Origin of the sequence: Kitasatospora sp. NPDC096128, from assembly GCF_040303105.1 — a bacterium.
Lineage (GTDB): Bacteria > Actinomycetota > Actinomycetes > Streptomycetales > Streptomycetaceae > Kitasatospora.
The window spans coordinates 10,596-33,632 of the sequence record NZ_JBEOSP010000050.1; the positions used below are offsets into that span (position 1 = coordinate 10,596).

22 protein-coding genes and 1 pseudogene are annotated in these 23,037 nt (G+C 74.1%); 13 read left to right on the forward strand and 10 right to left on the reverse strand.

All coding sequences use genetic code 11. The features are described 5' to 3' along the window. Positions 1-122: 122 nt before the first annotated feature. Together ABTY61_RS35555 and ABTY61_RS35560 are read right to left on the reverse strand one after the other, a co-directional pair. Positions 123-839: a response regulator transcription factor gene (locus ABTY61_RS35555; RefSeq protein ID WP_030288221.1), complete on the reverse strand. Its 717-nt coding sequence runs from the start codon at positions 837-839 to the stop codon at positions 123-125. A gap of 319 nt (positions 840-1,158) precedes the next feature. Continuing rightward, positions 1,159-1,821: a DUF3000 domain-containing protein gene (locus tag ABTY61_RS35560; RefSeq protein WP_350509313.1), complete on the reverse strand. Its 663-nt coding sequence runs from the start codon at positions 1,819-1,821 to the stop codon at positions 1,159-1,161. A gap of 146 nt (positions 1,822-1,967) precedes the next feature. On the opposite strand from ABTY61_RS35560, the gene hemE reads away from it, so the two are divergent. Beyond that, a complete protein-coding gene (gene hemE / locus ABTY61_RS35565; RefSeq protein ID WP_350509314.1) occupies positions 1,968-3,071 on the forward strand; it encodes a uroporphyrinogen decarboxylase in 1,104 nt (367 codons plus the stop codon). A 48-nt stretch (positions 3,072-3,119) separates the two neighbouring features. On the opposite strand, the gene ABTY61_RS35570 is transcribed toward hemE, so the two are convergent. Next, complete coding sequence (locus tag ABTY61_RS35570; RefSeq protein WP_350509315.1) at positions 3,120-3,908, reverse strand: DUF4349 domain-containing protein; 789 nt, start codon at positions 3,906-3,908, stop codon at positions 3,120-3,122. Between the two features lie 353 nt (positions 3,909-4,261). Between ABTY61_RS35570 and ABTY61_RS35575 the strand changes: the two genes are divergently transcribed. The 3 genes from ABTY61_RS35575 to hemQ are packed head-to-tail and all read left to right on the forward strand — an operon-like array spanning position 4,262 to position 7,030. Beyond that, positions 4,262-4,831 carry a Uma2 family endonuclease gene (locus ABTY61_RS35575; protein WP_350509316.1) on the forward strand — a complete coding sequence of 190 codons (570 nt, stop codon included), beginning with the start codon at positions 4,262-4,264 and terminating at the stop codon, positions 4,829-4,831. Between the two features lie 34 nt (positions 4,832-4,865). Further along, on the forward strand, positions 4,866-6,308 hold the full coding sequence (gene hemG, locus ABTY61_RS35580; RefSeq protein ID WP_350509317.1) for a protoporphyrinogen oxidase: 1,443 nt from the start codon (positions 4,866-4,868) through the stop codon (positions 6,306-6,308). Beyond that, positions 6,305-7,030 carry a hydrogen peroxide-dependent heme synthase gene (gene hemQ, locus ABTY61_RS35585; protein ID WP_350509318.1) on the forward strand — a complete coding sequence of 242 codons (726 nt, stop codon included), beginning with the start codon at positions 6,305-6,307 and terminating at the stop codon, positions 7,028-7,030. Before hemG ends, hemQ begins: the two co-directional genes overlap by 4 nt. Before the next feature lie 71 nt (positions 7,031-7,101). On the opposite strand, the gene ABTY61_RS35590 is transcribed toward hemQ, so the two are convergent. The 3 genes and pseudogenes from ABTY61_RS35590 to ABTY61_RS35600 form a co-directional block, all read right to left on the reverse strand. Further along, positions 7,102-7,884, reverse strand: coding sequence for a TIGR04222 domain-containing membrane protein (locus tag ABTY61_RS35590; RefSeq protein WP_350509319.1), 783 nt, complete (start codon positions 7,882-7,884; stop codon positions 7,102-7,104). A 69-nt stretch (positions 7,885-7,953) separates the two neighbouring features. Next, positions 7,954-9,045 carry a TIGR04222 domain-containing membrane protein gene (locus ABTY61_RS35595; RefSeq protein WP_350509320.1) on the reverse strand — a complete coding sequence of 364 codons (1,092 nt, stop codon included), beginning with the start codon at positions 9,043-9,045 and terminating at the stop codon, positions 7,954-7,956. Between the two features lie 28 nt (positions 9,046-9,073). Beyond that, positions 9,074-10,335: pseudogene (locus tag ABTY61_RS35600) on the reverse strand (MbnB/TglH/ChrH family RiPP precursor modification enzyme). 383 nt (positions 10,336-10,718) lie between these two features. Here ABTY61_RS35600 and ABTY61_RS35605 point away from each other — a divergent pair. The 8 genes from ABTY61_RS35605 to ABTY61_RS35640 all read left to right on the forward strand — a co-directional run bounded on the left by ABTY61_RS35605 (position 10,719) and on the right by ABTY61_RS35640 (position 18,392). Further along, positions 10,719-11,645, forward strand: a complete 927-nt coding sequence (locus ABTY61_RS35605) for a GNAT family N-acetyltransferase (RefSeq protein WP_350509321.1) — start codon at positions 10,719-10,721, stop codon at positions 11,643-11,645. 119 nt (positions 11,646-11,764) lie between these two features. Then, the gene (locus tag ABTY61_RS35610) at positions 11,765-12,568 is read left to right on the forward strand and encodes a hypothetical protein (protein WP_350509322.1); all 804 of its coding nucleotides are present in this window, start codon (positions 11,765-11,767) and stop codon (positions 12,566-12,568) included. Positions 12,569-12,689: 121 nt separating this feature from the next. Further along, the gene (locus tag ABTY61_RS35615; protein ID WP_350509323.1) at positions 12,690-13,700 is read left to right on the forward strand and encodes an MBL fold metallo-hydrolase; all 1,011 of its coding nucleotides are present in this window, start codon (positions 12,690-12,692) and stop codon (positions 13,698-13,700) included. Between the two features lie 158 nt (positions 13,701-13,858). Beyond that, entirely contained in the window at positions 13,859-15,703 is a 1,845-nt protein-coding gene (locus tag ABTY61_RS35620) for an ATP-binding protein (RefSeq protein ID WP_350509324.1), read from the forward strand. After that, positions 15,700-16,173 (forward strand): roadblock/LC7 domain-containing protein, encoded by a 474-nt coding sequence (locus tag ABTY61_RS35625; protein WP_350509325.1) that lies wholly within the window; start codon positions 15,700-15,702, stop codon positions 16,171-16,173. The genes ABTY61_RS35620 and ABTY61_RS35625 overlap by 4 nt, the downstream gene beginning before the upstream one ends. Beyond that, on the forward strand, positions 16,170-16,523 hold the full coding sequence (locus tag ABTY61_RS35630; protein ID WP_350509326.1) for a DUF742 domain-containing protein: 354 nt from the start codon (positions 16,170-16,172) through the stop codon (positions 16,521-16,523). Before ABTY61_RS35625 ends, ABTY61_RS35630 begins: the two co-directional genes overlap by 4 nt. A 118-nt stretch (positions 16,524-16,641) precedes the next feature. Continuing rightward, complete coding sequence (locus ABTY61_RS35635) at positions 16,642-17,202, forward strand: GTP-binding protein (RefSeq protein WP_350509352.1); 561 nt, start codon at positions 16,642-16,644, stop codon at positions 17,200-17,202. After that, positions 17,199-18,392 (forward strand): cytochrome P450, encoded by a 1,194-nt coding sequence (locus tag ABTY61_RS35640; protein WP_350509327.1) that lies wholly within the window; start codon positions 17,199-17,201, stop codon positions 18,390-18,392. Before ABTY61_RS35635 ends, ABTY61_RS35640 begins: the two co-directional genes overlap by 4 nt. Before the next feature lie 64 nt (positions 18,393-18,456). Here the strand turns inward: ABTY61_RS35640 and msrB are convergent, their stop codons facing one another. The 4 genes from msrB to ABTY61_RS35660 all read right to left on the reverse strand — a co-directional run bounded on the left by msrB (position 18,457) and on the right by ABTY61_RS35660 (position 21,771). Next, the gene (msrB, locus tag ABTY61_RS35645; protein ID WP_350509328.1) at positions 18,457-18,867 is read right to left on the reverse strand and encodes a peptide-methionine (R)-S-oxide reductase MsrB; all 411 of its coding nucleotides are present in this window, start codon (positions 18,865-18,867) and stop codon (positions 18,457-18,459) included. Positions 18,868-18,889: 22 nt separating this feature from the next. Further along, positions 18,890-20,278: a UDP-N-acetylmuramate--L-alanine ligase gene (gene murC / locus ABTY61_RS35650; protein WP_350509353.1), complete on the reverse strand. Its 1,389-nt coding sequence runs from the start codon at positions 20,276-20,278 to the stop codon at positions 18,890-18,892. A gap of 188 nt (positions 20,279-20,466) precedes the next feature. Next, on the reverse strand, positions 20,467-20,928 hold the full coding sequence (locus tag ABTY61_RS35655; protein ID WP_350509329.1) for an indole-3-glycerol phosphate synthase: 462 nt from the start codon (positions 20,926-20,928) through the stop codon (positions 20,467-20,469). Positions 20,929-20,985: 57 nt separating this feature from the next. Continuing rightward, positions 20,986-21,771 carry a pyrimidine reductase family protein gene (locus ABTY61_RS35660; RefSeq protein ID WP_350509330.1) on the reverse strand — a complete coding sequence of 262 codons (786 nt, stop codon included), beginning with the start codon at positions 21,769-21,771 and terminating at the stop codon, positions 20,986-20,988. 157 nt (positions 21,772-21,928) lie between these two features. Between ABTY61_RS35660 and zapE the strand changes: the two genes are divergently transcribed. Continuing rightward, on the forward strand, positions 21,929-22,978 hold the full coding sequence (zapE, locus tag ABTY61_RS35665) for a cell division protein ZapE (RefSeq protein ID WP_350509354.1): 1,050 nt from the start codon (positions 21,929-21,931) through the stop codon (positions 22,976-22,978). Positions 22,979-23,037 lie beyond the last annotated feature (59 nt).

The following is a 23,037-nucleotide window of genomic DNA, read 5'->3' on the forward strand; positions in this document are numbered from 1 at the left end:
CACCGCCTCCTGCGCCAGATCGCCCGCCGCAGCGCGTGTCTCACTGGTCACGGCACCACTCCCAGGAGGAACGTTCCTCCTGGGCCGCCGCAGGTTCGACCGGTGCTGCGGTGCGGGCCCGCTCAGTGGATGATGCCGGTGCGCAGTGCGACCGCCACCATCCCGGCGCGGTCACCGGTGCCGAGCTTGCGGGCGATCCGGGCCAGGTGGCTCTTCACGGTGAGCGCGGACAGGCCCATCGCCACGCCGATCGCCTTGTTCGACTGGCCCTCGGCGACCAGCCGCAGCACCTCGACCTCGCGGCCGGACAGCTCGCGGTAGGCGGCCTGCTGCGGGCCCGGCGCACCGGGGGCCCCGGGCGCACCCGGAGCGCCGGCGGCACCCGGCATGCCCGGCATGCCGGGGCGGCGCATCCGGCCGGCCAGCCCGGCGGCACCGAGCGGCAGGCCCGGGCGGCCGGGCATCGCGACGTTGGTGCGGGTGCCGGTGACCACGTAACCCTTGACGCCGCCCGCGAGCGCGCTGCGGACCGCGCCGATGTCGTCGGCGGCGGACAGGGCCAGGCCGTTGGGCCAGCCCGCGGCGCGGGTCTCGGCGAGGATGGTCAGCCCGGAGCCGTCCGGGAGGTGGACGTCGGCGACGCAGATGTCGCGCGGGGTGGAGACCCGGGGGCGGGCCTCGGCGATCGAGGACACCTCGATCACGTCGCGGACGCCGAGCGCCCAGAGGTGGCGGGTGACGGTGTTTCGGACACGGGGATCGGCGATGACCACCATGGCGGTGGGCTTGGTCGGGCGGTAGGCGACCACGTTTGCGGGGTGCTCAAGAAGGACCGACACCAGGCCTCCTGCGGGGAGTGGCGGACGGAACCCCGAGGGGGCGGTCGGAGTGTTCCGCGTTCGGAAAGGGTCACAGTCTGCTTCGGCAGCTACCGTGCCCGGCTTTAGCGAAAGATCACGATCTAGTGAGTAACAATACGGACAAATCGCGCATATGACTGATGCGACATGCCTGGTATTCGTACAAAATCGATCAGATTCGTCATAGATCGGTCGACTCTGACCGGTTAATTGACACAGAGCAGGACTGAAGTCACACTCCGTCAGTCCTGGGGGTGGCATCGGGGCGGGCGGTGCCGTCCGGCCCGGACGCCACCCTTCAGTGCGACCGGGGGCGTCGCCGCGCGGGCATCGGGACCACTCCACCGAGTGACGTGACCTCGGTCGGCGACTGCGGGGCCGGGCTGGCCGGGGGCAGCCCGGCGCTGATGCAGAGCAGGTCCCCCCAAGCCGCCAGGTGCCGCTCGAACCGGCCGTCGGCCGGCGTCCAGGAGGCCCGGATCTCGATCTCGGTCGAGGACGGGCGGTCCGCCAGACCGCCGAAGTACTGCGAGGCGCAGCGGGTCACCGTGCCGGACGGCTCCGCGTACCCGGCGCCGTGCGCCTGCAGCGCGTCCAGCAGCCAGGCCCAGCCGACCTCGGAGAGCATCGGGTCCCCGGCCATCTCCGGCTCCAGCTCGGCCCGGGTCATCGTGACCACCCGGAACTCCCCGTTCCAGGCCTCCTGTCCGGCCGGGTCGTACAGCAGCACCAGCCGGCCGTCGGCCAGCTCCTCGTCGTCGACCTCCACGGTGGCGGTCAGCGCGAACGCGTACGGGGCCAGCCGGCGCGGGGCCGGCGCGGGGGAGAGCTGGAGCTCGGGCCGCAGCCGAGCCCCGTCGAGGGCCTCCACGGCCGCCCGGAACTCGCTCGGCGCCCCCTCCCGACCCGTTCCGCCACCTGTTCCGCCACCCTGCGCGGGGTGCCCGCCGACCGCTGCCATGACCCGAAGACTAGGTCGAAAACCCGGGTTATCGCCGCAACTTCCGTCCGAGCGGCGTGCCGGAACGGCAAACCCGGCCAGATCTTGGAGGAACCGACGAGACCGGCTGAGGAGGGCGGCCCCGCGCGCGTGCGAAGATTTGACCCGTGAGCGAGACTACGGCAGACCCGACGGCGGCCACCCTCGACGGCCGGACCACCCCCGCGCGCCGCGGCGCCGCGCACGACTCCGCGTTCCTGCGCGCCTGCCGGCACGAGCCGGTGCCGCACACGCCGGTGTGGTTCATGCGCCAGGCCGGCCGCTCGCTGCCCGAGTACCTGAAGGTCCGCGAGGGCATCCCCATGCTGGAGTCCTGCATGCGGCCCGAGCTGGTCAAGGAGATCACCCTCCAGCCGGTGCGCCGGCACAAGGTGGACGCGGCGATCTTCTTCAGCGACATCGTGGTGCCGCTCAAGGCCGTCGGCATCGACGTGGACATCAAGCCCGGCATCGGCCCGGTCATCGCCGACCCGATCCGCACCTTCGAGGACCTCCAGCGGCTGCGCCCGCTCGAGCCCGACGACGTCCCCTACGTCACCGAGGCCGTCGGCCTGCTCGTCGACGAACTCGGCGAGACCCCGCTGATCGGCTTCGCGGGCGCGCCGTACACGCTCGCCAGCTACCTGATCGAGGGCGGGCCCTCCAAGAACCACGAGAACACCAAGGCCATGATGTACGGGCAGCCCGAGCTGTGGGCCGCCCTGCTGGACCGGCTCGCCGACATCACCTCCGCCTTCCTCAAGGTGCAGATCGAGGCCGGCGCCTCCGCGATCCAGGTGTTCGACTCCTGGGTCGGCGCGCTCGCCCCGGACGACTACCGCCGCTCGGTCATGCCCGCCAGCACCAAGGTCTTCGACGCCGTCGCCTCCTACGGGGTGCCGCGGATCCACTTCGGCGTCGGCACCGGCGAACTGCTCGGGCTGATGGGCCAGGCCGGCGCGGACATCGTCGGCGTCGACTGGCGGGTGCCGCTGAACGTCGCCGCCGAGCGGGTCGGCCACGGCAAGGGCCTCCAGGGCAACCTCGACCCCGCGGTGCTGTACGCGCCCACCAAGGTCGTCGAGACCAAGGCCCGCGAGGTGCTGCACGCCGCCCAGGCGCTCGGCACCAGCGGCCACATCTTCAACCTCGGCCACGGCGTGATGCCGTCCATGGACCCGGACGCGCTCAGCCGCCTGGTCGCCTTCGTGCACGAGGCCAGCGCGCGCTGACGCCCCGCGGCGGCGGGCCCCCGGGAGCCGGGGGCCCGCCGCCGTGCGTCACTCCCCGGGCTCGGTGGGTTCTCCGGGCTCCTCGGGCCGGAAGGGCTGCGGGCGGGTCCGGCGCCAGTACCGGTAGAGCAGCGCCGCCGGGACCCCGAGCACCAGCAGGAACGGCGCCACCGCGGCCAGCGCCACCACCAGCGCGGAGCCGATGGCCACCAGCACGTGCCAGCCGCCGCCGAGCGCGGACCCGACCGAGTCACCGAAGCCCTTCCCCTCGGGCTTCGGCGTGGGGGTCGGCGTCGGCGCCACCGCCTCGCGGCGGACGTCCAGGGTGACGGTCGAGTACGACGTCCGGGCGGACAGCTCCTTCTGCTGCTTCTGCAACGACTCCAGATCCGCCTCCCGGCGGCTCAACTCGCCCTCCAGCGAGGTGATGTCGCTGAGCGACTTGGCCTGCGCCATCAGCGCCCGCACCCGGTCCACGCTCGCCTGCTGGGTCTGCACCCGGCTCGCCACGTCCGCGACCTGCTGGGTCAGGTCGTCCGCCTGACTCTTGCGCGACACCACCTCGCCCAGGGCGGCCAGCTGGTCCAGGGTCTGCTGGTAGGCGGTGGACGGGATCTTCAGTGTCAGCTGCCCGGACTCGTCCGGCCCGCCGCCGCTGACCGACTCGCCACCCACGTAGCCACCCGAGGCAGTGGTCAACTCCCTCGCCCTGCCGAGCACTTGCCCGACGTCCTTGGCGCGCAGCCCCAGCTGCGCCGTGTACGAGATCAGCCGGGTGTCGGCCACCGGGCCGACCCCGGCCGCCGCCGGGGCGCCGGACGGCTGAGCGCCCCCCACGGCCGGCGCCGCCGCGGCGGGCGGATTCGCCGCCTGCGCCGGCCCCGCGGCCGAGTCCCGCCGCCCCCCGTCCCCGCCACCACCGGCGCTGCAGCCCCCCACCAGCAGCACCGCCCCGGCCACCGCCGCCCCCAGTGCCCCGGCTCTCGCCCGTCTCCGCATTCCCGGCCCCTCCCCAAGTCCTTTGGCAGTCCTTGCCATTGGACGTAAGAGCCTGCCCCACGGACCCGCCCGGCAGATCGCGGGTGCATCACAGCTCGGCGCCGGGACGGACACGACCTACCTGGTACCGGCCCCCGGCGTCCAGGTCCGGCAGTCCCTACGGAGCGTGGCAGATCAACTACGGTGGGCTCGTGGACGAACTCCCGGACTGGATGTACGCACCGCGCATCGAGGGCTGGTTCGCCGCCGACCTCGATCACCTACCGCAGGCGCCGCCGCACACCGAACTGCTGCACGGAGCCTTGGTCTTCCGGCTGGCGCCCCAGCGGTCGTGGCACGACCGGGTCGCGCGGCGGCCGGCCACGGCGCTGGAGGCGCAGGCCCCGGACGGACTTCTCGTCGAGAGCCGGATGTCGGTGACGCTGGACGAACGGAACCGCCTGGAACCGGACGTGGTGTTGGCCCAGGCGGCCTTCGAACCGGACCGCGCCGGATACACCCCGGGCGAGGTGCTGCTGGTGGTCGAGGTGGTCTCGCCGGAGTCTGAGTGCCGTGATCACGGGGTCAAGTTCGGCAAGTATGCCGAGGCCGGCATCCCGCACTACTGGATCGTCGAGCAGGAGGACGGTCGGCCGGTCGTGCACATCCACGAGTTGGACCGGGTGGCACATGCGTACGCCCCGGGTCGGATCTTCCGGGGCACGCTGAATCGGCCGGTGCCGTTCCCGATCTTCGTCGACCTGAACGCGTTGGCGGATTGAGGCATCCGTGTAAAGACCTGCGAGACTGCGAGGCATGTCGGATGCACGGGTCGTCGTCGTCGGTGGTGGGATCGCGGGGCTGGCTGCGGCTGCCTTCCTGAGCGGGGCGGCCGGGGGGGCGGCGCGGGCCCGGGTGACGCTGCTGGAGGCGTCGGGGCGGGTCGGCGGGAAGCTGTGGGGCGGCGAGGTCGGCGGGGTCCGGGTGGACCTGGGGGCCGAGTCGGTGCTGGCGCGGCGGCCGGAGGCGGTGGAGTTGGCGCGGGCGGTCGGGCTGGGGGCGGAGCTGGAGCCGCCGACCACCGCGAAGGCGGCGATCTGGACCAGGGGCGCGCTGCGGCCGCTGCCCGGCGGGCAGGTGATGGGCGTCCCGGGTGACCTGGAGGCGCTGGCCGCCTCCGGGGTCCTGACCGCCGAGGGGCTGGAGCGGGCCCGGCACGAGCAGGACACCGAGGTCGGAGCGGACGTCGCGATCGGCCGGTACGTCGCCGACCGGCTGGGCCAGGAGGTGGTGGACCGGCTGGTGGAGCCGCTGCTGGGCGGGGTCTACGCCGGTCGCGCCGAGGAGATCTCGCTGCGCGCCGCCGTGCCGCAGCTGCTGCCGATCGCCCAGGGCGGCGGTTCGCTGGTCGAAGGGGTGCACGCGCTGGCCTCCCGGCCGCAGGTGGTCGGCACCCCGGTGTTCCAGGGGCTGCGCGGCGGCCTCGGCACCCTGCCGGAGGCGGTGGCCGCGGCGTGCGTCAAGGCGGGCGTGGACCTGCGCACCGACACCCCGGTGGAGGAGCTGCGGCGCACCCCCGAGGGCTGGCGGGTGGTGGCCGGCGGCGAGGTGCTGACCGCGGACGCCGTGGTGCTGGCCGTGCCGGCGCCGGCCGCGGCCCGGCTGCTGCGCGCGGACGCCCCGGCGGCGGCCGCCGAGTTGGAGGCGGTCGAGTACGCGGGCATGGCGCTGGTGACCCTGGCGTTCCGCCGTGCCGACCTGCCCGAACCGCCCAGCGGCAGCGGGTTCCTGGTGCCGCCGGTGGACGGCCGCCGGATCAAGGCCTCGACCTTCTCCTCCAACAAGTGGGGCTGGCTGGAGCGTTCCGCCCCGGACGCCTTCCTGCTGCGCACCTCGCTGGGCCGCCACCGCGACGACGCGGTGCTGGGGCTGCCGGACGAGGAGCTGGTGGCCCGCTCGCTGGCGGACCTGGGGGAGGCGATCGGCCTGACCGCCCGGCCGTACGACACCTTCGTGTCGCGTTTCACGGCGGGCCTGCCGCAGTACCCGGTGGGGCATCCGGACCGGGTGGCCCGGGTGCGGGCGGCGGTGGCGGCGGTGGGCGGGCTGGCGCTGTGCGGCGCCGCGTACGACGGGGTGGGGATCCCGGCCTGCATCGGTTCGGCGGCCGCCGCCGCGACGGCCGTCGGCGGGCACATCGACAGACTGTTGACCCCGGCGACCGGGGACGGTTCCACGGAGAGGACAATGGGCGCATGACTGAGAGCGTTGAGCGGGAGCCCGAGCAGCGGCCCGAGAAGAAGAAGGCGCGCGACCTGAACCAGGTCATCCGCTACACCATGTGGTCGGTGTTCAAGCTCAAGGGCGCCCTGCCCGAGGACCGCACCGCCCTCGCCGCCGAGGTGGACGAGCTGTTCGCGCAGCTGGACGCCAAGGACGTGACGATCCGCGGCACGTACGACGTGTCCGGGCTGCGCGCGGACGCCGACCTGATGATCTGGTGGCACGCCGAGGACTCGGACGACCTCCAGGAGGCGTACAACCGCTTCCGCCGCACCGGTCTGGGCCGCCAGCTGGAGCCGGTCTGGTCGAACATGGCCCTGCACCGCCCGGCCGAGTTCAACAAGTCGCACATCCCGGCCTTCCTCGCCGACGAGCGCCCGCGCGACTACGTCTGCGTGTACCCGTTCGTCCGCTCCTACGAGTGGTACCTGCTGCCGGACGCCGAGCGGCGCGCGATGCTCGCCGAGCACGGCCAGATGGCGCGCGGCTACCCGGACGTGCGGGCCAACACGGTGGCCTCGTTCGCGCTCGGCGACTACGAGTGGCTGCTCGCCTTCGAGGCGGACGAGCTGCACCGGATCGTCGACCTGATGCGCGACCTGCGCCCCTCCCGGGCCCGGCTGCACGTCCGCGAGGAGGTGCCGTTCTTCACCGGCCGCCGCAAGCCGGTGAGCGAGCTGCTGAACGGCCTGGTCTAGCCCGCGCCGTACCGGAGGCCGGCTCCCCCTCTCCCTCACCGGAGTGGGGGAGCCGGCCTCCGGCCTTTGCCTCAGGTGCGGTGGGGACGCAGGGCGGCGCGCAGGCGGGCGTCGGGGAGGACGGCGGGACCGTTCATGGCGACGGCGGTGAGCAGTTGGCGCTCCTCGTCGTCGGCGAGGCCGCGCTGGCGGGCCGGGCGGACCTCGCGCAGCACCTCCTGGCCGATCGGGGAGGCCCAGCGGGTGTACGGGTAGACGTCGACCCGGGCCATCAGCAGGGTGCCCGCGGTGAGGATCAGCGGCAGCGAGAACCAGGCGAGCGGGGCGAGGGCGTCACCGCCGGTGAAGCCGCTGAGGGACAGCGCGGCGGCGAGCAGGACGACCGTCAGCAGCATCGCGTGCCGGACCTGGCGGACCACCACCACGGTGTTGCGCTGGACCAGCGCCGGGGTGGCCAGGCCGGCCAGCGAGAGCCGGGCGCCGATCTCCAGCACGGTGGGGTGCTCGCCCATCGCCCGACGCAGTTCGTCCGTACGGCACTGGCCCTCGGGGCCGACGGTGGCGATGATCGCCCGTTCCAGCCGGCTGCGGCCCTTGGGGTCGGCGACGGTGGTCCAGCCGGTATGGGCGAGGTGCAGGCGGCCGCGCCCGGCCATCAGGACGAGGGCCAGCTCCACCACCCGGTCCGGGCCGCCGGCCAGGTAGGCCGTCTCGTAGAGCCCGATGCCGACGGCCTCCGGCGGCCGCAGCCCGTCCAGGTCGGCGAGGGCGTCGGCGGTGGCGGTCATCCGCACCAGCCGGAGGCAGGACAGCACCGCCGCGACACAGGCCGGTATCAGGAACAGCAACCACATGGGCTTGTTCTATGCCTGGGGCCATGGCGTGGGGAACGGCTTCCCGGACCGCGATACCGAACTGTGACGTCAGGAGCCGCAGCTGCTCCCGCAGCTCGAACCGCAGCTGGAGGAGGAACTGCAGCTGGACGAGGAGCCGCAGCTGGAGTGCGAGGAGCCGCACGAGGAGTGGTGCGAGGAGCCGCACGAGGAGTGGTGCGAGGACCCGCAGGAGGAGTGGTGGGTGGAGCCGGAGTCCGAGGAGCCGCAGGAGGTGGTGGCGGCGGCGCCGCAGGAGGAGCTGCTCGACGAGCACGAGGACGAGGAGGACGACGAGGAGCTGCTCGATGAGGAGAAGAAGGACGAGGACGCCTGGGTCTGCCGCACCGCCTCCTCCTCGGCCGCCGCGGCCAGCATCGCGGCCTCCAGCTCCTGGTTGTCCAGCGCGGCCGCGGCCAGTCCGCCGAGGGCGACCGCGCCCAGCATCGCGCCGCCCGTCAGCCGGGGCGAGACGCCGGCGGCGGGTGTCCACGGGGTGGTGCCCTGCATCAGGTTGAGCTGGCGGTGCCCGGCCGGGGTGACCCGGCCGTCGGCGGGGAGGGTGACCAGCAGGGTGACGGCGCCGACGAACAGCAGCACGCCCGGGTACCAGAGGTTGGGCCGGTCGTAGCCGGCCCGGTCGTCGTCGAGCAGCAGGGCGAGCCCGGCGGAGAGCACGACGACGAGCATCGCCGGCCAGAGCATCCGGCGCGCCGTCCGGGCCTGGTGCAGCCGCGCGGGGCGGCGCATCAGCCCGCGGTCGGCGAGCCGGTCGCCGATCTCCTGGACGGCGGCGGAGCGCATCACCATGCGGCGCAGTGTGCCGAGTTCCCGGCTGCCGGTCGAGCCGACGGCGTCGTGGATCGCCTGGTCGACGGCGTCGTAGGGCCTGGCGCCGGTGAGGGTGACCAGTCCGGCGCGGTTGATCACGACCTGCTCGCCGAGGTGCATCCGGATCAGCGCCGTGTCGAAGACCCGGCCCGGGCCGCCGGCCAGGAAGGCGGTGTCCAGCAGTGCCAGGCCGCGGCCGGGCAGGCCCTGCGGGTGCGGGACGTGGCGGACCCGCTGCCGGGTCCGTGCGGCGTACAGCACGGCCGCGGCCAGCAGCACAGCAGGGATCAGGAAGTAGCTGTTGTGCCACATGGGCGGTTCCCCCGAATGAGACGTCGGATCAGTGGCCGCGCAGGGCCCGGCGCAGGCGGGTGAGCGGGCCCGGCGGCCGCTCGGGCGCCGGGTGGAGCCACTGCTCCAGGGCGCGGCGGTGGTCGGCGGCGGGCGGGCCGCCGTCGGTGAGCACCCACGCGGCGAAGGCCCGGGCGTCGGCGCGGTAGCCGTCGGTCTGCGGGTGGGTTCGCGCGTAGGCGAGGAAGAGCGGCCCGTACTGCGCCCCGAGCAGGCGGGGCAGGTCTGGGGCGACCTTCGCGGTGGTGTCGCGCCGTTTGGCGGCGAGGCCGGTGGACTGGGCACGGACCTGGTCCGGGTCGAAGCCGGGCGGGACGGGCCCGCCGGCCACCAGGGCGGCCAGCAGTTCCGCCTGGCGCCGGGCGAGGCGCTCCCTCGCGTCCTCGGCTCCGGCGGGCCTGCTCGGCTCGGCGCGGTCCAGGTCGCTCATCGGCGGGTGCTCCCCTCCAGCACCCGACGGATGGCGTCCAGTTCACCGGCCAGTTCGGAGGGCGGCGGGAAGTCGGCGTCCCGTTCCAGCAGGACGCCGGGCGGGTCGACCCGCGCGCAGAGTTCGGCCAGCACCTCCAGCACCGGTTCGGTGACGGGGTGGGCGTGGGTGTCGTGCCACACGCCGTCGACCAGGGTGCCGCCGGCGACGTGCACGTAGGCGAGCGCCTCCAGCGGCAGGCGGTCGAGTTCGGCCGCCGGGTCGGTGCCGAGGTTGACCCGGTTGGTGTGCAGGTTGGCGACGTCGATCAGCAGCCGGACGCCGGTCCGCGCGGCGAGTTCGGCGAGGAACTCGCCCTCGGTGAACTCGTCGTCGGGCCAGGCGAGTTGGGCGGCGATGTTCTCCAGGGCGAGCGGCACCGGGAGCTGGTCCTGGGCGATCCGGACGTTCTCGGCGATCACCCTCAGCGAGTCCCGGGTGCGCGGGACCGGCAGCAGGTGGCCGGCCTCCAGGCCGCCGGCCCGGACGAAGGCCAGGTGCTCGGTGACCAGCGGGGAGCCGAGTGCGAGGGCCGCTCCGGCGAGCCGGCCGAGCCGGTCGGGGTCGGGGCGGTCGGCGCCGCCCAGGCCGAGGCCGACGCCGTGCGGGACGACGGTGACGCCGCGTTCGCGCAGGACGGTGAGCGAGGTGGGCAGGTGGTCGGCGCAGATGTTCTCGGCGACCACCTCGACCCAGTCCAGGCCGGGCTGGCGCTCGACCACGGTGTCGATCTCGCTGCGCCAGCCGAGGCCGACACCGAGCCGGGGCGCGGCGGTGTGCACCGGCTTGGTGGCGGCCACCGGTTTGGTGGCGGCCACCGGCGTCGCGGTGTCCACCGGTGTCGAGGTGTCCGTCGTGGAGGTGGCGGAGCCGGGCAGGGCCAGGGCAGGGGAAGTCATCGGTTCGCCCCCTTCGGAGGGCTGGACGGGGAGGCCGTCGGGCGGTGCGGGCGTCGTCGCCAGGACCGCGCGGCCGTGCTGCTGAGGATGTCCCCGGGCGGGGTGGCTGCCAAGCCTCACCCGGTCTTCTCAGAGCATTATTTGAGCTTGCCGTCCTGCTGATCAAGGACACCAGCCCCTCGCACGGGTCAACTCCGCAGGTGGGGTGGCCTGTCGGCGGGAAAATCGGAGGCGGCGACGGGCCGGCGCGGATAGCGTGCGAACCCATGAACGAGACTGAACTGACGATCCGAGACTTCTGCCCCGCCGACGCCGAGGCGGTGGCCGCCGCCCACCGGGCCGGGCGTGAGCACCTGGTGTGGACGGCCGAGGCCCTGCTCTGGGCGAACGCCCGACAGAATCCCGACGAGCACTTCCGCACCTTCGTCGCCGAGTCGGACGGCCGGGTGGTCGGCGCGGTGCGCTGCGGGGTGGTGCTCGGGACGACGACCACCGGCGTCGGCTACGCCAACGGCAGCGTGCTGCCCGCCTTCCGGCGCCGCGGCGCCGCCACCGCGCTGCTGGCCGCGGCCGAACGGCACCTGGCCGGCCACGGGGTGACGGAACTGCACAGCTGGCTGGACGACGAGCCCGCCGCCCTGGCCTTCGGTGCCGCCCGGGGCTACCAGGTGGGGCGCGAAGCGCACTTCGGCGGACGGGACCTGACGCTGCCGCTGCCGTCGGCGCCCGAACTGCCGGCCGGTGTCGAGCTGCGCCCGGCCACCGACTGGGTGGACGATCCGCGCCCGCTCTTCCTGGTGGAGGCGGACGCGATCCGGGACGAGCCCGGCGAGGTGACGATGGACGCCCTGGACTACGAGGAGTGGCTGCGGGGCGACTGGGCCCGGCCGGACCTGGACCTGGCGTTGACGGTGGTCGCCGTGGTGGACGGCGAGCCGGTCGCCCTCACCCTGGCACAGACCGACGGGGTTGACCGCTACTGGTCCGCGTTCACCGCCTGTCGCCGGGAGTTCCGCGGCCGCGGGCTGAGCAAGCTGGCCAAGCTGGAGTCGCTGCGGCTCGCGGCCGCGGCGGGCTACCGGCGCGCGTACACCAGCAACGACGCCACCAATGCGCCGATGCTGGCGATCAACGCCTGGCTGGGGTACGAGCGCTGTGCGGGGGAGCGCAGGGGGATCAAGCGACTGGGGTGACTTCCGGTGCGGCGATCCGGGCAGGCCGATTTGCCGCGAAGGGGGGTATTTTCGGCCATGGGCGGGGACATGACCAGGGCGCACTGTTCGTGGTCGAGTCTTTCCCCCGGGGGGATCATATGGAGATCCTGCTCCAGGTGCTGATCGCATCGGTGCCGGCCGTGATCGGTTTCCTCACGGCCCGTTCCCTCGCCCGCACCAGACTGTTCCTCCGCTACGGCTTCCTGCGGGCGCTGCTGGCGCCGTACAGCCGGGTGCAGATCGTCATCCCGAGCCTGGAGGTGGCGGAGTTCGCCTTCACCTCGGACGGCTGCCAGCTGAGCAGCCGCGGGCCGAAGAACGTGCTGTTCGTGCCGATGGCCGAGGCCAGGGCGATAGCGGAGCTGACCGACCTGCTGCGGAAGGTCAACCGGAAGGCGACGATCGAGCTGGTGGTGGCGGGGGCGCAGGACCCGCGGATGCCGACCTTCTCGATCGGCGGCCCGAGCGTCAACTCCTACTCCGGCGGGGTGTTGGACGCGGTGTTCCCGGACTTCGCCGTCGAGTACCCGGACGAGGCCCGCGCCCGCTGGGGCGGGATGACCTTCGAGGCGCTGTACAACCCGGCGGGGGAGCTGGTCCGCGACCACGGCTTCATCTTCGTCACCCGCACGCCCCGGCAGGCGCCCTGCGTGGTGCTCTGCGGGGTGTTCGCCTTCGGCTCGGCGATGGCGGTGGAGGCGTTGACCTCGGCGAACCGGAGCTCCGCGCTGGCGGCGCTGTTCCGCTCGGGGGAGAAAGGATTCGTCGCGGTGGAGGGGCGGGTGATCGGGCTGGACACGGTGGACGTCACGGTCGAGGTCTGCCGGGTCCTGCCCACCCAGCGGTCCGACGTACCGTCGGGTTTCCGGGGTGAGGTGTCCACCAGTCGTCCCGAGCAGTGAGACGACTGGTCTCGACCATGCAGTGCGAATCCGGACAGTGCGGGAGGGATCGGGGCACTAACTCCAGCTGGCCGTACAGGTTTTGCCCCATCCTTGACGCAACATGGGCATAATCGCGCGCATGACGATCAACCGTGCGAACGTGAGCGCGATTGCCGAGGACCTGTATGTGTGGCTCCCCCCGAAGCGGGGCTGGGGCCTGGCCAACTGCGGCCTGCTGGCCTCCGAGACCACCGCGCTCTGGATCGACACCCCGTACGACCCCTCGCTGGCCGGGGAGTTCCTGGCCGCCAGCCGGCGGCTGCTGCCGACCGGGGTCGACATCGACCGGGTGGTCGTCACCCACGCCAACGGCGACCACCTGTGGGGCGCCGGAGTGCTCCCCGACGCCGAGGTGATCGCCACCCGAGAGGCGCTGGAGCACATCCACTGGGAGCCCACCCCCCAGCAGCAGCACGCCCTGCTCGCCAACAGCGACCCGGACTCCCCGCTCGGCGGCTACCTGCGCGAGCACTTCGGCCGCTTCGACTGGTCCGCCACCGAGCCGGTGCACCCGGACACCGTCTTCACCGGCGAACTGGAGCTCAAGGTCGGCCGCTACCCGGTGCAGATCACCAGCCTGCCCGCCGCCCACACCGGCGGCGACCTGATGGTCCACCTCCCGCACCAGCGCACGGTGTTCACCGGTGACGTGATCTTCTCCTCGACCTCCGAGCAGCCCGGCGACCACCCCTCGCACTGGGCCGGCCCGCTGGAGAACATCATCGGCGCCTGCGAACGGGCCCTGGCCACCGGCGCGGAGATCTTCGTCCCCGGCCACGGCCCGGTGCTCGACCGCGACGGCGTCCAGGAGCACATCGGCTACCTGGCGTACGTCCGCGAGCGCGCCCACACCCTGCACGCCGCCGGGATACCCGCGCTGGACGCCGCCCGGCGGGTGATCGCCGAGCAGCGCCACCCCGAACTCGGCCTGCCCGAGAGGCTGGTGCTCACCGTCGCGGCCGAGTACCGGCACCTGGACGGCTCCGCGCTGCCCGGCATCCTGGACGCCATGGGCCAGGTCGCCCTGGTCGCCCGGGAGCTGGCCGAGGAAGCGGCCCGCGTCCCGCGCCCGCGCTCCGCCCGGAACTGAGCACCGCGCCCGTCCGAACCGACGCCCCGCCCGAACCGACGCCCCGCGCCGGCGGGCACCCGCGCCGAGACCCCGTCCGGCACCCGCGCCGGAACCCCGTAAGGCCCCCGACCCCGGGCGACGGCCCGGGCCAAGCAGCGAGGACACCCGAGTACTCGATGACGCAGATCGCGCTGATCGCCCTGGCGCTGGTCGCCGCCGCGGCCACGGTCGTGCTCGCCCGCAGCCGGGCCGGGGCCGTCACCCGGGCCGCGGCCGCCGAGGCCGCACTCGGCCACGACGCCCAGCAGGCCCGCGCCGCGGAGGCCAAACTCGCCCGCGCCGAACGCCAGTTGAACGAGGCCCAGGAGGCCGTACGGAACTCCGCCGAACAGGCCCGGCGGGCCGAGGAACAGGCCCGGGCCGCCGATCAGCGGGGTGCCGCGGCCAACGCCCGCGCCAAGCAGGCGGCCATCCGCGCCGAGGAGGCGACCGCCCGCGCCGAGGAGGCCGCTGCCCGGCTCGCCGCCGCCGAGCGGCGGGCCGCCGCGCTGCTCGCCGAGATCGGCCACCTCGCCCAGGAGCGGGTCTCCGCCACCGCCGTCCGGCTGACCCACGCCAACGCCCAGCAGGTGGGCCCGCTGGACGCGCAGGCCGTCGGCCCCGAGGCCGTCCGGGCGCTGCAGTCCGTCCTGGACGCCGCCACCGCGGCCCTCGCCGACGAGCGCGAACGGGTCGACGCCGCCGCCCGGGCCGCCATGCGCGGCGCCACCTCCCGGATCCAGACCCTGCTGTACCAGATCCAGAGCCTGGTCCAGCAGCTCCAGCACGACAACGACGACCCCCGGCTGCTGGAGGTCGACTTCCGCAACGAGGTCGCGCTGCGCCGGATCCAGACCGTCGCCGTGCTCTGCGAGGCCTGGCCGGGCCTGGCCCGCACCGACTCCCCGCTCGCCGAAGTGGTCGTCGGAGCGCTCTCCCGGGTGCCCGGCTACGCGCGGATCAAGGTCGCCAACCACCTGCGCGAGCAGCGGCTGGCCGTGGCCGCCCGGGCCGCCGAGCCGATCGCCATCGCCGTCGCCGAGCTGCTCGCCAACGCCACCGCCTACTCCCACCCGGAGACCGACGTCCCGGTCACCGTCCAGCAGGGCGGCCGCGGCGCGCTGGTGATCATCGACGACAGCGGCATCGGGATGGACGAGGACCAGCTGCGTCGGGCCCGCCGACTGCTGGCCGGCCCTTCGGACGTGCTGCTCACCGAGCTGGGCAACCCGCCCAAGACCGGCTTCGCGGTGGTCGGCAAGCTGGCCCGGCAGTACGGCTTCACCAGCCACATCGAGCCCTCGCCGTACGGCGGCATGCGGACCATCCTGCGCATCCCCGCCGCCCTGGTGACGGTGGTGGACGACGAGCAGCCGCTCTCGGTGCTCACCCCGCTGCCGCTGCGGGCCGGCAACGGCCCGGCGCCGGCGCCCTCCGTCGCGGCCGTCCCGCCGATGCGGGACGCCGACGAGCAGGACGGCCCGGTGCTCGCCGACCGCCACCACCAGCCCGGTCCGCACCCGGCGCCCGCCATCCGCGTGGTCCCCGACCCCGCCCCGGGCGCCGCCCCGGGCGGGGACTCGGCCGCTGACCCGGCCGGGGACGGCAGCGGCCTGCCCAGCCGGCGGCGCCGCCGCCCGCTCACCGCCGAGGAGCCGGTGACGGGCGGGGCGGCACCGCGCCCGGGAGCGGTAGCGGGGGCGGGAACGGGAACCGCCCAGGGGGAGCGGCCCGCGCCGTACGTCCGCAGCCCCGAGCAGGCCGCCGCCCACTGGCAGGCGCTCCAGCAGGGCACCGACTCCGGCCGGGCCGCCGCCGCGCAGGCCGACTCCGGCAGCGCCGGGGGCGCCACGGCCGGCGCGACCACCGCGACGGGCGCGACCACCAGTACCGGCGCGACCACCGGCACCGGCGACACCACCGCCGGCCGCGACACCGGTGACCACACCACCGGACCGACCTTAGAAGGAGCCGAGCAGTGAGCAGCTCGCCCAGCCCGACCGCCACCGAGATCTCCTGGGTGCTGAACCCGCTGCTGGAGCTCCCGGGGGTGCTGCACGCGGTGGTCGCCACCGGTGACGGCCTCGTCGAGGCCGCCTCCGACAGCCTCGGCCGGGCCTCCGCCGAGCGGGTCGCGGCGATGACCGCCACCGTGCACGCCGCCTCCCGCGCCTTCACCAGCGCCTTCACCGACACCGAGCGGCCGCGGTTGGCCCAGACCGTGGTGGAGTCCGACCTCGGCTACGCCATCGTCGTCCCCGCCGGGGAGAACACCTCGCTCGCCGTGTTCACCGCCCCGGACGCCCAACTCGGCAACGTGGCCTACCAGATGCAGCTCCAGGTCGCCGCCCTGGGCCGGGCCCTCGCCAGTCCGTCCCGGCAGCAGGGGGCCGGTGCGCAGGACGCGGGCGTGCAGGGCACCGGCTCGCAGGACGCTCCGACCGGGTCATGACCGCCGTCCCCCGCAGGCGGATGGTGCCCGCCTACCTGGCCACCGGCGGCCGCAGCCGCCCCGGCACCGACGGCTTCGAGCGGCTGACCGTCCTGTTCGCGGACCGGGCCGAACCGCCGGCCGAACTCGAACCCGAGCACCGCCGGCTCTGGGAACTGCTGCGCCCCGGCGCGCTGACCGTGGTGGAGGCCGCCGCCCATCTGCGCCTGCCGGTCAGCGCCACCGTCTTCCTCGCGGCCGACCTGGTCGAGGCGGGCTGTCTGCGCGCCCGCGCGCCGATCCCGCGCGCCCAGCAGACCGACCGCTCCATCGTCGAGAGGCTCCTCGTTGGACTCCGTGCACTCCGGTGACACCGGCACCGCCACCGGCGCCGGCACTGCCACCGGTGCCGGCCTCGGCTCCGGCTCCAGCCTCCCGGCCGGGCGGTCGAGCCGGGTGGGTTACCTGCCCGACCGGGACCAGCTGCTGATGAAACTGGTGGTCGCCGGCCCGTTCGGGGTCGGCAAGACCACGCTCATCCGCACCCTCTCCGAGATCGCCACCCTGCACACCGAGGAGGCGATGACCGAGACCGGGCGCCCGGTGGACGACCTGGCAGGCCTGCCGGAGAAGACCACCACCACGGTCGCGGTGGACTTCGGCCGGCTCACCCTGCCCGGCAACACGGTGCTCTACATGTTCGGCACCCCCGGCCAGCGCCGCTTCTTCCCGCTCTGGCAGGACATCGCCCGCGGCGCCCTGGGCGCCCTGGTGCTCGCCGACACCCGCCGGCTGGCCGACTCCTTCGAGATCATGGACATGGTCGAGGAGCAGGGCCTGCCGTACGCGGTCGCCGTCAACCGCTTCCCGGACTCCCCGGACCACCCGCCCGAGGTGCTGCGCACCCACCTCGACCTGCACGCGGCCACCCCGCTGCTGCTGTGCGACGCCCGCGAGCGCGGCAGCAGCCTCGACGCGCTGATCGCCCTGGCCGAGCACGTCCTCGACACCCTGCCCGCCACCGCCACCGATCCCCAGGAACGCCCGTGACCGTCGAGACCCGACCGACCCCGATCTACGGCCCGGTCTTCGCCGCCGACCCCCAGCTGGTGTACGAGCGGCTCCGCCGCCACGGAGCGGTCGCCCCGGTCGAGATCGCCCCCGGCGTCGAGGCCCTGCTGGTCACCGACTACCAGGCCGCGCTGGACCTGCTGCGCGACACCGACACCTTCTCCAAGGACTCCCGCGCCTGGCAGGCGACCGTCCCGCCGGACTCCCCGCTGCTCCCGGTGCTCGGCTACCGCCCCACCGCGCTGTTCAGCGACGGCGCGACCCACGCCCGCTACCGCGCGGTGATCACCGACGGCCTGGCCCTGTTCGAGCCGCACCGGCTGCAGCGCCAGGTCGCCGAGGTCGCCCACCGGCTGATCGACCGCTTCGCGGCGGTCGGCCACGCCGACCTGATCGCCGAGTACGCCCGCCAGCTGCCCGCCTTCGTGCTGACCACCGGCTTCGGCGTGCCGGAGGAGGAGCACGCCGAGGTGGTGGCCGCCATCACCGGGCTGATCGAGTCCACCGCCCGGGCCGGTGCCGCGTACGGCAAGCTCGTCGCGGTGGTCACCGCGATGGTCGCCGAGCGCCGCGAGCGCCCCCGGCACGACCTGGCCTCCTGGTTCGTCACCCACCCGGTCGGACTGGACGACGACGAGGTGATCCGGCAGATCACCCTGACCATGATCGCCGGGCACGAGCCGACCACCAACCTGATCGGCAACGCCCTGCTGCGCCTGCTCACCGACGCCCGCTACGCCGGCTCGCTGTTCGGCGGCGCGGTGACCGCCCACCAGGCGATCGACGAAGTCCTGTGGCACGAGCCGCCGATGGCCAACCTCTCCGCCCACTACCCGCGGTACGACATCACCTTCCACGGCCGCGAGATCAAGGCGGGCTCGCTGGTCCTGGTCTCGTACGCGGCCGCCAACTCCCAGGCCGCGCCGCCCACCGACGGCGACGGGCTGCGCAGCGGCGAGAGCGCCCACCTGGCCTGGGCGGCCGGCCCGCACGCCTGCCCGGCCCGGGATCCGGCCCTGCTGATCGCGATCACCGCCATCGAGCAGCTGACCAGCCGGCTCAGCGACCTCGAACTGTCCACCCCGGCCGACGAGTTGCTCTGGCGCCCGGGCCCCTTCCACCGCGCCCTGGTCCACCTTCCGGTCCGCTTCGCGCCGGTGGCCGGCTGAGGCCGAGAACGCCGGAGGGCCCGGACGGCAGCAGCCGTCCGGGCCCCTCTCCGTGGTACCCCGCTCAGTCCGAGCCGGCGGGCCGCAGCGTCAGCGAGATGCTGTTGATGCAGTACCGCTGGTCCGTCGGCGTGCCGTAGCCCTCGCCCTCGAAGACGTGGCCCAGGTGCCCGCCGCACTTGGCGCAGCGCACCTCGACCCGGCGCATGCCGAGCGAGGTGTCCTCGATGTACTCGACCCGGTCGCCGGCCAGCGGCGCGTAGTACGAGGGCCAGCCGCAGTGGCTGTCGAACTTGGTCTCGGAGCTGAACAGCTCCGTCCCGCAGGCCCGGCAGGCGTAGACCCCGACCGTCTTGGTGTCGGTGTACTCGCCGACGAACGGGCGCTCGGTGCCCGCCTCGCGGAGCACGTGGTACTCCTCGGGGCTGAGCTGCTCGCGCCACTCGGCCTCGGACTTCTGGATCTCGTAGCTCATCACGACTCCCGCTCGGCGTACGTCAGACGTTGGAAGCAACGTTCGCGAGGTGCTTGAGAATTTCTGGCCCCAGGTTGGTGACGTCCCCGGCGCCCATGGTGAGCAGCAGGTCGCCCGGGCGGGCCAGGCCGGCCAGCAGGGCGGGGGCGGCGGCGAAGTCGTGCTCGGGGGTGACGTCGGCGCCGGCCCGGCGGGCGGCGTCGATGATCAGCTCGCTGGTGACGCCCGGGATCGGGTCCTCGCGGGCCGGGTAGATGTCCAGCACCACCGAGGCGTCGGCCAGCGCCAGCGCCTGGCCCATCTCCTCGGCGAGCTGCTGGGTGCGGCTGAACAGGTGCGGCTGGAAGACCACCAGGACGCGGCCCTCGCCCTCCAGGCCCTCGCGGATCGCCTCCAGGTCGGCGGTCATCTCGGTCGGGTGGTGGGCGTAGGAGTCGATCACCTGGACGCCGGCCGCCTCGCCCTTGAGCTGGAGGCGGCGGCGCACGCCGGTGTAGGCGCCGAGCGCCTTGGCCAGGTCGGTGGCCGGGACGCCGAGGGCGACGCCGGCGGCCAGCGCGGCCACCGCGTTGTGGGCGTAGTGCCGGCCGGGCACCGAGACGGTGAAGGCCAGCTCGGCGCCGTCCAGGAGCACGGTGACCTCGCTGGTCATGCCGCGGGCGACCACCGACAGGACGCGCAGGTCGGCGTCCTCGGCGGCGCCGACGGTGACCACGTTGAGGCCCTCGCGGGCGGCCACCCGGGAGGTCAGCTCGCGGGCGCCGTCGTGGTCGGCGGAGACGACCAGGGTGCCGCCGGGGGTGATCCGGCCGACGAAGGTCTCGAAGGACTCGTAGATCTCGTCGATCGAGGCGTAGTTGGCGTGGTGGTCCAGCTCCACGTTGAGCACGATCGCCACCTCGGGCGCGTACTTGTGGAAGCTGCGGTCGCTCTCGTCGGCCTCGGCGACGAAGATCTCGCCGGTGCCGTGGTGGGCGTTGGAGCCGGGCGCGTCGAGGTCGCCGCCGATCGCGTAGGACGGGTCCAGGCCCAGTTCGCCGAGGGCGACGGCGAGCATGCTGGTGGTGGTGGTCTTGCCGTGGGTGCCGGCCACCGCCAGCGCCCGGCGGCCGCCCATCAGCGCGGCCAGCGCGTCGGAGCGGTGCACCACCGGGATGCTGCGCTCGTGGGCGGTGACCAGCTCGGGGTTGTCGGCGCGGATCGCGCTGGAGACCACGATGCTGCTGGCGCCGTCCGGCACGTGCTCGGCGGCGTGGCCGACGTGCACGGTGGCGCCGAGGGCGCGCAGGGCCAGGACGGTCTCGGACTCCTTGGAGTCGCTGCCGGAGACGCTGGCACCGCGCACCGCGAGGATCTTCGCCAGGCCGGACATCCCGGCGCCGCCGATGCCGATGAAGTGCGGGGCGTGCAGGTCGTGCGCGGCGTCGTTCAAGGCGTGGCTCCGTACGGGCGGGATCTGGTGGGCAGGCGGACGGATGCGAATCGTCCTCGCGGGCGGACCGCAAGGACGATTCTGCACCACTGGCGCGCGGAGCTGGAGCGGAGCCAGGGCCTGTCCGGCGGATCCTGCCGGGCGCGCCAGGATCCGCCGGACGGGCCCTACGAGTCGCTGGCGAACAGCCTGAGCACCGGCACCCCCACCTTGTGCCGGGCCTGGGAGGCCCAGTCGCGGTGGAAGAACTCCTCCACGAAGTGCGGTGAGGTGAGCACCACCACCTCGTCCGCCCGGTGCTGCTCGACCGCCGCGCGCAGTCGGTCCAGCGGCTTCTCCTCGACCAGTTCGCCGATCGCCTCGGCCCCGGCCGCGCGCAGGTGGCGCAGGCTGTGCTCCAGCGATTCGCCGGCCACGGTCGGGCCGCTCTCGGACTCGTCGTGCTCGTGCACCACCTTGTCGAGGTGGCCGAGGGCGACGTCGTCGAGCGCCCGCAGCAGTTCGTCCTGCTTGCCGCGCGGCTGCATCAGGACGACGAAGGACACCTTCTCGTCGCTGTGGAGCGTGGTGACGAGCTCCACGTCCGCGTCCGAGAGCGCCTTTTCGATCATCAGTACCGTCTTGAACACGTGAGTCCCTTCCAGTGGCCGGCCCCCGGGCCCCGGCATCGCATAACGGGATCACGATCAGGGGGTCACGGGGTCATCCGAACCCGGGTGACGCAGGTAGCGGGTGAAGAGGAATCCTTTCTGCTCGATCAATGAGACCAGCCGCATCCGCTGCACGTCAGGCATTTCCGCATCGCGGACGATGCGCGGCGCGTCGCCGCCGGTGACCAGCGGGGCCAGCGACAGGCACAGCTCGTCCAGCAGGCCCGCCGCCGCCAGCTGCCCCAGCAGCCGCGGCCCGCCCTCGGTCAGCAGCCGCGTCCAGCCCCGCTCCACCAGGGCCGCCACGCCCACCCGCAGGTCCACCGAGCCGCGCCCGGCGAGCACCAGGTCGGCCCTCTCGGCGACCTCCCGGCGGCGCTCCTCCGGGGCGTCCTCGACGGTGATCACCACCGTCCTGACCAGCGGTTCCGTGAACAGCGGCGCGCCCAGGTCGAGGTCCAGCGAGCGGCTCACGATCGCGATCGCCGGGGCCGCGGCCTGCCCCGCCGCCGCCCGCGCGGCCGCGAACTCCGCACGGGCCCGGGCCGGCCGGTAGCCCTCCGCCCGGACCGTCTCGGCGCCCACCAGCACCACGTCCGACAGGGCTCGCAGCACACCGAAGATCCGCTTGTCGGCGTCCCCGGAGAGGCCCTCGGAGAGGCCGTCCAGCCGTGCACCGCCGTCCAGCCCCGCCACCATGTTGGCGCGCAGCCACGGACGCCCCCGATTCACCTGGTCGGGGTACGCGTAGACGGCCGCGAGCGATTCCAGGTCGGACGGATCGGCGACCGGAGCGCCCAGCGGGCTGATCAACTGTTGCATGCCCCCAGTCTTCCACCGCGGCCCCCGCAGGGGCCCTGCGCGGGCCTCGCCCGGGCTCCGCGCGGCCTGACCGGAGCGGGTTCGGGGGGCGCGGGGGCGAGGCGTACCCTCTACTAACGTGCCCGCAGCCTCCCGCCCCGCCACCGCGACCGAGTCGATAGCCGCCGCGAGCCCGGCCGGCGCCCCGATCGCGCTCTCCGACCGCCGCCCCGTCGTACCCGCCGAGCGGCTGGTCGCCGAGATGGTCCCGCCGCCCCGGTTCGCCGAGGTGAGCTTCGGGACGTACATCCCGGACCAGACCCAGCCCAGCCAGTACGAAGCCGTCCAGGTCCTGGAGCAGTTCGCGGGCACCCTCGGAGGAGGAAACGGTTCCGCGCCCAGGCGCAGCTGGTTCCGCCGCTCCGCCCCCGCCCCCACCGGCCCGGCCGGCGTCTACCTCGACGGCGGCTACGGCGTCGGCAAGACCCACCTGCTCGCCTCGCTCTGGCACGCCGCCCCCGGCCCCAAGGCCTTCGGCACCTTCGTGGAGCTGACCAACCTGGTCGGCGCGCTCGGCTTCCAGCAGGCCGTCCGGACCCTCTCCGGGCACACCCTGCTCTGCATCGACGAGTTCGAACTGGACGACCCGGGCGACACCGTGCTGGTCTCCACCCTGCTCGGCCGGCTGGTCGAGAACGGCGTCAAGCTGTGCGCCACCTCGAACACCCTGCCGGAGAAGCTCGGCGAGGGCCGCTTCGCCGCCGCCGACTTCCTGCGCGAGATCCAGGGCCTGTCCGCGCACTTCCGCCCGATGCGGATCGACGGCCAGGACTACCGCCACCGCGGCCTGCCCGACGCCCCGCCGCCGTACCCCGACGCCACCGTCGAGGCCGTCGCCGCCCGCACCCCCGGCGCCTCGCTGGACGACTTCGACGCCCTGCTCACCCACCTCTCCGCCGTCCACCCCAGCCGCTACGGCGCACTGCTGGACGACGTCGGCGCGGTCTGCCTGCGCGGCGTGCGCCAGGTCGACGACCAGTCCACCGCGCTGCGCCTGGTCGTCCTCGCCGACCGGATGTACGACCGCGAGCTCCCCATCACCGCCTCCGGCCTCCCCTTCGACCAGGTCTTCCCGGAGGACATGCTGCGCGGCGGCTACCGCAAGAAGTACCTCCGGGCGATCTCCCGCCTGGTCGCCCTCGCCCGCGACAGCGAGAAGCTGCGCTGAACCCCGTCCGGCACCCCGCCCGCATCCGCTGCCCCGCGGCCTGACCGGAAGGGCTTCGG

Bases quoted from the DNA above. Each gene is read 5' to 3' on its own strand.
- ABTY61_RS35560 (WP_350509313.1), bottom strand. From the start codon at position 1,821: ATGGCAGCGGTCGGCGGGCACCCCGCGCAGGGTGGCGGAACAGGTGGC.
- hemG (WP_350509317.1), top strand. From the start codon at position 4,866: ATGTCGGATGCACGGGTCGTCGTCGTCGGTGGTGGGATCGCGGGGCTG.
- hemQ (WP_350509318.1), top strand. From the start codon at position 6,305: ATGACTGAGAGCGTTGAGCGGGAGCCCGAGCAGCGGCCCGAGAAGAAG.
- ABTY61_RS35590 (WP_350509319.1), bottom strand. From the start codon at position 7,884: ATGTGGTTGCTGTTCCTGATACCGGCCTGTGTCGCGGCGGTGCTGTCC.
- ABTY61_RS35595 (WP_350509320.1), bottom strand. From the start codon at position 9,045: ATGTGGCACAACAGCTACTTCCTGATCCCTGCTGTGCTGCTGGCCGCG.
- ABTY61_RS35605 (WP_350509321.1), top strand. From the start codon at position 10,719: ATGAACGAGACTGAACTGACGATCCGAGACTTCTGCCCCGCCGACGCC.
- ABTY61_RS35610 (WP_350509322.1), top strand. From the start codon at position 11,765: ATGGAGATCCTGCTCCAGGTGCTGATCGCATCGGTGCCGGCCGTGATC.
- ABTY61_RS35615 (WP_350509323.1), top strand. From the start codon at position 12,690: ATGACGATCAACCGTGCGAACGTGAGCGCGATTGCCGAGGACCTGTAT.
- ABTY61_RS35620 (WP_350509324.1), top strand. From the start codon at position 13,859: ATGACGCAGATCGCGCTGATCGCCCTGGCGCTGGTCGCCGCCGCGGCC.
- ABTY61_RS35630 (WP_350509326.1), top strand. From the start codon at position 16,170: ATGACCGCCGTCCCCCGCAGGCGGATGGTGCCCGCCTACCTGGCCACC.
- ABTY61_RS35635 (WP_350509352.1), top strand. From the start codon at position 16,642: ATGAAACTGGTGGTCGCCGGCCCGTTCGGGGTCGGCAAGACCACGCTC.
- msrB (WP_350509328.1), bottom strand. From the start codon at position 18,867: ATGAGCTACGAGATCCAGAAGTCCGAGGCCGAGTGGCGCGAGCAGCTC.
- ABTY61_RS35660 (WP_350509330.1), bottom strand. From the start codon at position 21,771: ATGCAACAGTTGATCAGCCCGCTGGGCGCTCCGGTCGCCGATCCGTCC.